General features: G+C 41.4%; 7 protein-coding genes. All 7 read right to left on the bottom strand.

Features of this window, described 5'->3' with window-relative positions; translation table 11 throughout:
* Positions 1-5: 5 nt before the first annotated feature.
* The 7 genes from HMPREF1321_RS06205 to HMPREF1321_RS06175 all read right to left on the bottom strand — a co-directional run bounded on the left by HMPREF1321_RS06205 (position 6) and on the right by HMPREF1321_RS06175 (position 10660).
* Positions 6-1754: a RagB/SusD family nutrient uptake outer membrane protein gene (locus tag HMPREF1321_RS06205; RefSeq protein WP_009421850.1), complete on the bottom strand. Its 1749-nt coding sequence runs from the start codon at positions 1752-1754 to the stop codon at positions 6-8.
* Between the two features lie 12 nt (positions 1755-1766).
* Positions 1767-5051, bottom strand: a complete 3285-nt coding sequence (locus HMPREF1321_RS06200) for a SusC/RagA family TonB-linked outer membrane protein (RefSeq protein ID WP_009421832.1) — start codon at positions 5049-5051, stop codon at positions 1767-1769.
* Positions 5052-5803: 752 nt separating this feature from the next.
* Positions 5804-6262 carry a CopD family protein gene (locus HMPREF1321_RS06195; protein ID WP_009421831.1) on the bottom strand — a complete coding sequence of 153 codons (459 nt, stop codon included), beginning with the start codon at positions 6260-6262 and terminating at the stop codon, positions 5804-5806.
* Between the two features lie 19 nt (positions 6263-6281).
* The gene (pth, locus tag HMPREF1321_RS06190; RefSeq protein WP_009421849.1) at positions 6282-6848 is read right to left on the bottom strand and encodes an aminoacyl-tRNA hydrolase; all 567 of its coding nucleotides are present in this window, start codon (positions 6846-6848) and stop codon (positions 6282-6284) included.
* Between the two features lie 27 nt (positions 6849-6875).
* Positions 6876-8177 (bottom strand): 30S ribosomal protein S12 methylthiotransferase RimO, encoded by a 1302-nt coding sequence (rimO, locus tag HMPREF1321_RS06185; protein ID WP_009421848.1) that lies wholly within the window; start codon positions 8175-8177, stop codon positions 6876-6878.
* Between the two features lie 106 nt (positions 8178-8283).
* Positions 8284-9468, bottom strand: a complete 1185-nt coding sequence (locus tag HMPREF1321_RS06180; protein ID WP_009421846.1) for a hypothetical protein — start codon at positions 9466-9468, stop codon at positions 8284-8286.
* Between the two features lie 7 nt (positions 9469-9475).
* Entirely contained in the window at positions 9476-10660 is a 1185-nt protein-coding gene (locus HMPREF1321_RS06175) for a hypothetical protein (protein WP_009421843.1), read from the bottom strand.
* Positions 10661-11061: the final 401 nt, after the last annotated feature.

Below are 11061 nucleotides of genomic sequence, written 5' to 3'. Positions count from 1 at the left end.
GGTTATTAGTACCCTGGATTCTGTATCAAATAGCCTTTGTTCACTTCCGATTGAGGGAAAGGCTCTAAATACTGACTGTTGTCCCAATACCCTGTATAGACAGGCTTCACAGCATAAGAAGCGTAATCCCACGCATTCCACCCTTCCGATTTTCCTGGAGCGTACTCAAAAACTACTCCTTTCTTTTCCCCTCCAATGATACCATTAGCAATATCGGTGAGTTTCCAGTGTTTTACATCGAAATAACGGTGATTCTCTTCGTAGAACTCTACCGCCCACTCTCTTTGTACAATTTTGCGCAAAGCCTCTTGTCCTGTTTCAGTAACATTGGGTAGCCCTGCACGCGAGCGGATAACGTTTAGGTTTTGCAAAGCCTGAGCAGGATTGCCTGCTTCGTTATAGGCTTCGGCGAGATTTAAATAGAACTCAGCCAAACGGTACAAAGGGAATTCAAACCAATCGCGGGTATCAGCCATATAGAAGAATTTCACACGGCGTCCTGCGCCTTCACTGCCTGCCCTCTTTTCCCAAGTAGAAGCATTTGCCAAACTCTCACTTGACCAATAATGCGAGCTTGGGTTGTTCCACGCTTGTTGTCCTGCAATCGCTGCAGAGGCTTTAAAGCGGGCTTCTAACTCGTTGCACTTATTCACATAAGTAGCGTAGCTTTCCCAATTTTCACCCGTCCACGTTTGGTCAGTTCCATCAGTTTTGTAGTATTGGGTAAGTTGCAAGTAACTCATAGAATTTGCTCCTCCTGGTTGGCTGTGAGGGTTGTAAGCCTCTATAAAGCTTTGTGATTTAAAGGCGAGGAGTACTTCTCGGTTGTTAGGGGTTGCTACAGCTGTACCGTAATCGGCTAAGGGGTTGCCCGTATTGATGATTTGATAACCATTGGCAGTTGCCCAGCGTATCACTTGTTCATTAGCCTCTATGGCTTGTTGCCACAACGAAGCATCGTGTGTACCAAAACAAATCAGGTTGTTATTGCCACCCAAACTCATATAAGGCGTATTGCTATTGAACAGCGGACGCGCGGCGTACATCAATGCTTCGGCTTTGATACACATTGGGATACCTTTGGTTACACGTCCTTTTTCCGAAGCGTTGTAGCTATCGGGCAGGTCGCTAATAGCTTTGTTGCAAAGGGCAATAATATGGTCTAAGGTAGCGCGCAAGGTAGCGCGAGGGATATTTAGGTCGGAATCTACTGAAAGTGTACCCTCTATAATAGGTACCCCGCCGTAACGTTTAAACATCTCCTCATATCGGTAGGCGATGAGGGTATACATTTCGGCTTTGATACCTTTCTTTTGTACCTCAGTAAGATCGGGGACTTTATCGATATTCTCAATCACCAAATAGCACTGACGGATAGACTGGTAGTTGAACACAAAACCATCGGAGCTAAGTGCTTTGCCATCGGAATCGCTGGCTACCATTCCAGAACGTTGAATTTTATAGGTGTCTTCCCAACTGAATTTCACATCGTTCACTTCTCCCGATAGGTGAGAGAGCGTTCCCGCTTTTAGCCCGCTAATGCGCCCGTTGTCGTAACGCAAGGTAATACCCGATTGCAGGCTCATAGCGTAGGCTTGGGCAATAGCCGAGAGAGATTTCTGTTTGCTCGAAAAGATAGAATCGACATTCACATCGCTCCCCAGACTCTTTTCGAGGAAGTGGTCTTCTAACTTACAAGAAAATACTTGTGAGAAAAAGACGAGGATTAAGGTGGTATAAATGAGCTTTTTCATTGGTTGTATTTTTTAGAATTGAACGTTGAGCCCTACGCTATAAGTGCGGGTCATAGGGTAGAGATATCCAGAGGCAGCGCCGTTAGAATCTTGTTGTTCGGGGTCGTAACCATCGTGCATTTTAGACCACGTATAGAGGTTGTTACCGCTCACCGATAGTTTCACCGATGAGATACCTGCTTTATCCAACCACATTTTCTTTTGCAAGAGATAACTTACTTCTATGTTTTTCAGCTTGATATGGTCGGTAGAGAGCAACCAGAAGTCGCTAAACAATCCGTTGATATTGTCGCCGGTGCGCATAGAAGCACGTGGGAAAGTAGGGGTAATGCCGTTTTGGGCTTTTTCAGGCGTCCAACGTCCGTCGTACTGATGTTGGAAAGCAGCCCCTGTACCCATATAGAAAGGGTTGCGTGTATAGAAATCCAAAGGCATAGAACCTTGAGCTGTGCCGGTGAACAACACCGATATTTCAAATCCTTTGTAACCTACATTGAGGTTTGCCCCAAAAGTATAGCGAGGGAAGTTCGCATAACCAATAGGCACACGGTCTTTCTCGTCGATAACGCCATCGCCATTCACATCTACATAACGGAGGTCACCAGGTTGTACTTTATTGCCATCAAAACGCGAATAAGGGCGTTGCATTACTTCTTGCCAAGTGTTGTAAAAACCATTGGTGAGATAACCTCTGTACTGCCCGATAGAATAGCCCGTTTCATTCATCCAAGGGTGAGGGTTGTTAGGCTCATCGCGGTAGTCAATTTTATTTTTAGCATAGGATACATTCCCCCCGATACCATAAGTGAAATCACCTATCTTGTCGCCCCAGTGCACTTGTATTTCGTAACCTTTATTGGTTACCTTACCTATATTGCTCGCAGGAAGGTCAGAACCTACAATACCAGGCACTGTACCTCTGTTCCACAAGATGTTGTCGCGTTTTTCTTGGAATACATCGGCATTGATAGTAAGCCTATCTTTAAACATATTCAGGTCGATACCTGCATTGCTTTTTTTGGCGCGTTCCCAAGTAACATTGGGGTTCCCTACACGAGTTTCCCAAGCACCAGTATAGAAAGGGTCTTTGGTAGTACCATCACTACTACCGAAATAGTAACCTCCTGCACCATAACCATCGTTGCGGTAACCTTCATAGCCATAGCCCCAAGTACTAGGCAAGTATAGAAAACGGCGACCACCTACTTGGTCATTTCCTACTTCGCCATAAGAACCTCTGAGCTTTAAGTAAGTAACAATATTGTTTTTAGGGAAGAACTTTTCGTTAGTAACTACCCAACCCAATGAGAAGGCAGGGAAGAACCCGAAGCGTTTGCCAGGAGCGAAATTTTCGGTACCATTATACCCCATATTACCTTCAATAAGGTAACGGCGGTCGTAGTCGTAAGTAACCCTACCTGCGAGCCCCATAATACCAGCAGGCACGTTAAACTCAAAACCAGGGTCATACGTTTTTTGTCCGTTAGCCAAAAGTAAGGCAGTGATATTGTGTTTTCCGAAAGAGCGGTCGTAGTTAGTAGCTACTTCAAAATAGAGGCGACGCCACTTGCTAGATTTAAAGCGGTCGGTAAGGGTAGTGTGTTTGAGTCTGCCACCAAAGAAGAGTAGTTCAGCAGGGTTTTTAGGATTGCGAGTTACGCTATACGAAGGGATAGAGCGTTCTCTTTTTACACCTTTTCTATACAAATCGTTGTAAGAAAAAGTACCCGAAATAGAAAGACCCTGAGTGATATAATCGAGTTTGTGTTTCAGTTTTAAGTTTAGGTTCAAGTCGGTTTGATAGGTAGTAAGATAAGGTCGCCAGAGCAAGCTGGACAACACCGAATAACCTGTACCTCCTTTGCCTACTAAAGGATTTACGCCATCTACATATCCATCGATTAAACGTCCGTCCACAATACCAGGACCTGCAAAAGGTGTATTTGCCAAAATGTGTACTAACATCGACTTTTTGCGGGCTGTTTCGCTGTTTACATCGCCGTCTTGCTCACTACCCAAAATACCTCCTACCTTTGAAGATACAGCAGCAAGGTCGAGTGTGAGGTTGGTGCGGTCGGTAAGTTCAAAATCGAAGTTAGAGCGGAAGTTGTAACGCTGGTATTTAGAGTTTACATCGGCGTTGTGGTAGTTAGTTTCTTTGAAAGTACCTCCTTGATAGAAATAACCCAAAGAAGTAAAGTAACGCGTTTTCTCACTTCCCCCTGATACGTTTAAGTTGAATTGCGTTTGAGGAGATACCCCGCCAAAAGCTTCTTTGAAATAATTATGACTGGTATAATATAGCGCTGGGCTATTCAGTAGGGCTTGTTTTTGTTCAGGAGTGAGGTTCATCGCTTCCACCTCTTGAGGTGTATAGTCGCGATTGTTCTTGAACTTCCACAACTCGTTATGGAAACCGCTTTCACTGAACAGCTTATCGAAGTTACTAGGGTCGTTGTCATTACGAATAGCTTCGTTGCGGAAACGAGCATAATCATAAGAACTGAGCAGGTCTAACTGAGTAGCCAACTGACTCATACCAAAATTATAAGTAAGACTCACTTTAGGAGCGCCAGAGCGACCTCTTTTGGTAGTTACTACCACCACCCCGTTAGCGCCTTTCACGCCATAGACAGCTGTAGCTGAAGCGTCTTTCAGCAAGTTGATACTTTCAATTTCATAAGGATCCATTGCGTTTACCGCATTCATAGAGCTTTGGATACCATCTACTACCACCAAAGGTTCTTGGCTACTTGCATTGAAGGTACTCACCCCGCGAATACGAATAGTGGTAGCATTCCTACCTGGCTCACCACTGGACTGAGTGGAGGTAATCCCTGGCATACGCCCAACCAGCGCATTGGAGACATTGGCAACTGCATTTTCTACGAGTTTGTTACCTTTCACAGAAGAAATAGCACCCGTTACAGTTTCCTTCTTTTGGGTACCATACCCTACCACCACCACTTCTTTTAGTTCGGTGGTTTCGGGCAAGAGCTTTACGGTGATGTTGTTGCGGTTTTGCACCTGCACTTTGGTACTCTTATATCCCATAAAGGAAATTTCTAAGGTAGCATTTCCGTTCTTCAAGCTGAGTTGGAAGTTACCGTCGAAATCGGAGGTTACGCCGTTTTTAGTACCTGCTTCCAATACGGTAGCACCCATCAGAGGCATATTGTCTTCATCAACTACTTTCCCTTTTACTGTTTGGGCAAACAGGGATTGTGCTCCTACGCATAGCCCGAACAGCCAAGCGAGCATCAGTAGTTTGGTTTTGTATGAATGTAATCTATCCATAATTTTGGAATTTTAGTTATATGGAAAATGTCTTATTTCGTTGGGGCAAAGGTAGGGTGTTATAGTTAAAGGGTTGTTATCATTTCTTTTCGTTTATTTATCAAATTCTATCTACTGTAAGAAATATTAAAGTAAAGGAAATGTTTAGGTATTTGTTATATTGTGTTTATCAAAGGTTTATAACAAAATACTTTTTTCTTTGACAAGTGCAATATTACATATTTTAAAATAAATGAACAAATAGAGGTTTTACAGTGGGTCTACAGTGGGTCTACAGTGGGTCTACAGTGGGTCTACAGTGGGTCTACAATGGAGACTAACCGAAGATTAATTGAATACTAAACGAACACTGATTGGATTTAGAATGTTACTAAAACCAATCGAGGGTGGGAAATAAGCAAATTAGAAAATGAGAGAATTAGAAAATTGGAGAGGTTCGGAAGAGGTAATTCAAGCAAAAGATAAGAATAAAGTGGGTGGGGTTAGCTGATAAGAAGCTGTATAAAGAAGAGAGATTTTTTTTGTTATGATACAAAAATGCAACTTAAAGAGCTGGTGTAACCCATAACAACTGATTTCGACAATTGGTTTGTAATCGGAATCAGATAAAAACCTTAGGTGTGAGTGAAAATGGAAAGTTAAGAGGGGTAAAAGCAGAATTTAACCAGTTGGGAAGTTTGAAGAGAAACAATCCGCGTTTAAATCTTAAAGAAAAGAGGGCTAATGGAAGTTTATTAGTTAGCTCTTTAATATTATTGTATTCCACCTATTCTTACTAAGCTACCCAGTACTACCATTACTACCCCTATGAGGGTTACACAGATAATATGCACCGCCATTTCGGGTAACTTGTTGAGCTGACCTTTGCGCAGTTTGGGCAAAACGCGCGTTTGTGCCGAAATAGCAAAACAAATAGAGGTGAGCAAACAAATGAGTTTTAGTGATACCACGCGCTCAATAGGAGTAGCGAAAGAAAACCAAGAACTCAACCCTGCGTTGTAGTCGTAAGCCATTAGGATACCCGTAATGACTAATACGGCAAGTGATGGCATTCCTATGGGCTCGTAAGTCTTCTCGAAATTGCCTATATAGCTAAAATCTTTGCGTTTAAGAGCTTTTGGCAAAAAGCCAATAGCCAATACTAAGTGTCCGCCTACCCAAATAGTGGCAGCAATGAGGTGCAGAATGAGAATGAGGTGATGTGTGTACATAGGTATTAGGGGGTAGGGGTTACTTGTTATTAAACGTATTCATTGTAATATTAAGCCCTGCTAAGCCAAAAGAAAGAACGGCTTCGGCACATTTTTCTAAGCGTTCGGGGAGGAGGGTTTGCTCTTCGGGAGTCCACTCACCGAGTACATAGTCTATTTGCTTGCCCGATTCAAAATTACTGCTAATGCCAAAGCGCAAACGCGCATATTGTTGGGTGTTCAGTTGGGCTTGAATATCTTTAAGTCCGTTGTGACCCCCGTCGCTACCTTTGCCTTTGATTCGGATAGTGCCAAACGGAATATTCAAATCGTCGCAAATGACCAAAAGGTTTTCCAAAGGGATGTTCTCTTTTTCCATCCAGTAGCGTACCGCTTTGCCACTGAGGTTCATATACGTGGAGGGTTTCAACAATATAAAAGTACGTCCTTTCACTTTAATTTCGGCGAGGTCACCAAGCTTCTGAGTAGTAAAAGAAGCATTATGGTCTTTCACCAATGTATCGGCTACAAGGAATCCTATATTATGGCGTGTGTTGGCGTATTCAGCCCCTATATTGCCGAGGCAGGCGATTAAAAATTTCTTCATAGTGCAAAGGTAGTAATAATTTGCGAATTAGCACGGCTCTCCATACAAATCGTAATCGGTAGCCTCGATAATCTTTACAGTAGCAAAATCACCTATTTTTACGTAATGTTTTTTGGCATCGATAAGCACCTCGTTGTCTACATCGGGCGAGTCATACTCGGTGCGACCTACAAAGTAGGTGCCCTCTTTGCGGTCAATAAGGCAACGAAAAGTCTTGCTTACCTTTTCTTGGTTGAGCTCCCACGATATTTGCGATTGTATCTCCATAATCTCGTTAGCACGTGCAAGTTTTACTTCTTCCGGCACATCGTCTTCGAGCGCATAGGCGGTAGTGTTTTCCTCGTGACTATAAGTAAAACAACCCAAACGTTCGAAACGCATCCCTTTTACAAAGTCTTTAAGCTTTTGGAAGTCTTCTTCCGTTTCTCCTGGGTACCCCACAATAAGGGTAGTGCGTATAGCCATTTCAGGTATCGCTTCGCGGAACTTTTTCAGCAGTTTGGTGGTCTTCGCTTGGGTAGTACCGCGCTTCATACTTGCGAGGATAGAGTCAGAAATATGTTGAAGCGGAATGTCTAAATAGTTACAGATTTTAGGTTCAGTCTTCATCACCTCCAATACGTCCATCGGGAAGCCTGTAGGGAATGCGTAGTGTATGCGTATCCACTCGATGCCTTCGACTTTTACGAGGGCACGCAGTAGGTCGGCAAGGGCGCGTTTTTTGTAGAGGTCAAGACCGTAGTAAGTAATATCTTGGGCGATGAGTATAAGTTCTTTCACCCCTTTGGCAGCCAACTTCTCCGCTTCGGTTACGAGAGCTTCAATAGGGGTCGATAGGTGCGCCCCGCGCATTAGCGGAATCGCACAAAAGCTACAAGGGCGATCGCAACCTTCCGATATTTTGAGATAGGCGTAGTTCTTAGGGGTAGTAGTGAGACGCTCGCCTATGAGCTCGTGCTTATAGTCGGCACCGAGTACTTTCAAAAGTGCAGGCAGCTCACTGGTGCCGAAGTATTGGTCTACATCAGGGATTTCTTTCTCCAAATCGGGTTTATAGCGTTCAGAGAGACACCCCATCACAAACACCTTATCTACCAATCCTGCTTCTTTCTGTTGCACATAGTCCAAAATAGTGTTGATACTCTCCTCTTTGGCATTGTTGATAAACCCACAAGTGTTAATCACCACAATATTCCCCTTTTGTTCGTGCACCACCTCTTTGCCACCCGCTTTGAGTTGCCCCATCAGCACTTCGCTGTCATACACATTTTTAGAACACCCAAGGGTTACGACGTTTATAGTGTTTTTCTTTATACTTCTTGTTCGCATTTGTTGTTAGTTTCAGGGGGCAAAAGTACGACTAATTTAGTAATTAGCAAATTGTCCGCCCTCACACAGTGAGGGCGGACAATTTGATTTCTGCTTTCAAAGTCTATTAGTAATTGAGTTCGTAATGGGTTACTAAATGAGGTTTGAATGTTATATTCATTTCTATTTGCGACAACTTTTTCTGATTATTTTCAGTGATATATCTGAAAGTATATTCACAGATTTTATCTACTATCAGGTTAAGTGGTTTACCATTGCTATCTTTCTCTACTTTTATAGGAATGGTAAATTGAATTACACGCTCATTTTGTTTGTTATTGATGACTTTATAACTCTTACCGGTAACTGTTCCGTTATCAATCTTAGTCATAAGATCTTGCAAAGTGTTTGACATAGTTGTAGCATCAATATCTCCATAAGAGGGATTTTGATAATAAGCTCCTACTGAAGTTCCAGTTCTTAAATACTCGTTTTCGCTAATGTTTTTCACAAAACCATCATTATCAAAAGTGTAAGCAAGTTCTATGATTTTGTTTTCTATTTCTCCATTGTAGCGAGAAGAGGGAATTACTACTTTCTTAGGCAAATTTTTAGGAGATGCACCAATTATCAAAGCGATAGGCATTTCGAAATAATTCATAAAACTTCTGCTTTCTCTACTGAAATCAAAAGAAAAAACGTTAAATTTGTTCTTATTCTCATTGTTGTAATAAGTTAAGACAGTTTCGAGAATTTTATTTCCTTCTCTATCATCTTTGCTAATAATTTTGGTAATATTGTCATTCTCCCAAGTAATAATCTCGTCACCTACACTTTTGAGTTGTTGTTTTTCGTTGTACATACCAAACCCGAGTGTATTACCTGCTGCATTTAGTCCATACTCTACCGCTTGAATATCGTATTGACCATTCACTTCGGTATCATAAGGAGCGGTAATTATTACCGAATAGTCCTTATAGGTAAAAGTTCTTACATCTTCAGGTTTTCCTCCTTGTTTTATGGTAACCTTGTTGATTCTACCCATATTGTCGTATTCGTATAGGTATTCGGCAGTACGTAAAGTATACGTTTGGTTGTATAATTCAGCTTCTAAATAACTGTTAGGACTATTAGTGTTGCTTGTAGTACCTTCATCAATATAAGTACAGCTTATACGTTTTACTCTTTTAGTAGGCAAATAAACTTGCTGTTGCTCCGATAGAGGCTTTGCAGGCGTAGGAGTGTTGTCGTCCTTACTGTTACACCCTACAAGTATAGCCAATGCCAAAAGGCTTAATAAAAATCTCTTCATAGTGGTATTAGTAATTTAATTCGTAATTCGTAATTATATCAGCATAGTAGGTAGCTTCCATACTGATGTTAGTAGCAGAAGTATTGTTATAAGATACGGTAAACTTACAAACTTTATTCACGTTCAGATTGATAGTTTTACCATTGCTGTCTTTTTCTACTTTTACAGGTACAGTAATCTCAAAAATGCGAGTACTACCATCATCACTGATGAGTTTGTAGCTCTTATCAGTAACCGTTTTATTCTCAATGTTTGCAATCAGTGTTTGTAGCTCACTCCAATAAGTACCAATTTCGTTGTTGCCATTGTTAGGAACGTATGAATATAACGAACCAGGAACAAATTTATTTTCTTTTTCAGCAATAGTTTTTACAAACTCATCGCCGTCAAAAGTATAACTGAAGCTCACTGGGCGCTCAAAACGACTACTATAAGAATCGTTTTCCTCTAAAGGAGTCGCTTCTATAGGTAAGTTTTTAGGAGCTGCTCCTTTTATGATAGCAATCGAAAGTGCAAAATATTCCTGATAGCTACGGATATCATCCCCTGTATGATCAAGTAAGTAAAATTTATTTTTATTAGTAGCACTATTGTAAGAAAATTTCACTCCTCTTTCTTTAACCACCCCATTTCTCGTTACTTTTCTACTGATTTTAGTGAGGTTGTCGTTTTCCCAAGTAAAAGCTCCTGCACTCATAGAGTTTTTGAGTTGTTGTTTCTCGTTGTATACCCCTAAGCTTAATATGTTACCAGAAGAATTGAGTCCATATTCTATAGAGCGAGGCTCTCTAATCCCATCATAAGGAGGAGGAGACGTAATGGTTACCGAAATATTTGAATAAGTGAGGGTACTTACAATATCAGAGTCTCCCTCTCTTTTAAAAGTAACCTTAGTGATTCTACCTGCATTGTCATACTCATAGAAGTACTCCATAGTTTTCACTGTAAACTTTTGTCCCTGATTCAACTCAGGTTTTAAAAAGTCTTTGTATTGTACGGAAGGGTAAGAACCATTTTCATAATCAGCCTCTACATAAGTAGCTGTTACGTGTTTTACTTTTTTAGTAGGCAGATAGTTTTGCTGTTCTTTTGTGAAATCAGGTCTCTGAGGAGGGGTAGGATTATTATCGTCCTTACTACCACACCCTACAAGCGTAGCCATTGCCAAAAGGCTTAATAAAAATTTCTTCATAATGCTAGTATTTAAATTTTGGGGCAAAAGTAATGCTTTTTTTTTATTCTCTACTATTAAAAGAATGTTAAACTTTTACACAATGACAAAAAACCAACCTCTTTCAGAGTCCCTTCGATTAATCACACTTCTCCTTTGCTAATTTCCAAATTTGTTAATTCTTTAATTATCCCTTCTCTTTTCCGTCGCTATATCTCCCTCTCCTTGGGAGAAGTCTCCGAATAGGAGAGTATGTGATCGGGGTGAGGATTCCTCTTTCTTTCGCCTCGAAACCCTCTTTTCACCATTTTTTGCATCGCTGTATTATACTATGAGTCAACTCTTTATATACCCTTTCTATACCAATCGTCCAAGATTCGTATAAGCTTCCTATAAGCTCTCTATAAGCTAACCCCACCCAT

This window comes from Capnocytophaga sp. oral taxon 412 str. F0487, assembly GCF_000271925.1.
GTDB lineage: Bacteria > Bacteroidota > Bacteroidia > Flavobacteriales > Flavobacteriaceae > Capnocytophaga > Capnocytophaga ochracea.
Note: the sequence above shows the minus strand (reverse complement) of the source record. Positions and strands in the feature narration are given on the sequence as shown.

Coding starts and splice junctions, on each gene's coding strand:
- HMPREF1321_RS06180 (WP_009421846.1), bottom strand. CDS start 9,468: ATGAAGAGATTTTTATTAAGCCTTTTGGCATTGGCTATACTTGTAGGG.
- rimO (WP_009421848.1), bottom strand. CDS start 8,177: ATGCGAACAAGAAGTATAAAGAAAAACACTATAAACGTCGTAACCCTT.
- pth (WP_009421849.1), bottom strand. CDS start 6,848: ATGAAGAAATTTTTAATCGCCTGCCTCGGCAATATAGGGGCTGAATAC.
- HMPREF1321_RS06175 (WP_009421843.1), bottom strand. CDS start 10,660: ATGAAGAAATTTTTATTAAGCCTTTTGGCAATGGCTACGCTTGTAGGG.
- HMPREF1321_RS06200 (WP_009421832.1), bottom strand. CDS start 5,051: ATGGATAGATTACATTCATACAAAACCAAACTACTGATGCTCGCTTGG.
- HMPREF1321_RS06195 (WP_009421831.1), bottom strand. CDS start 6,262: ATGTACACACATCACCTCATTCTCATTCTGCACCTCATTGCTGCCACT.
- HMPREF1321_RS06205 (WP_009421850.1), bottom strand. CDS start 1,754: ATGAAAAAGCTCATTTATACCACCTTAATCCTCGTCTTTTTCTCACAA.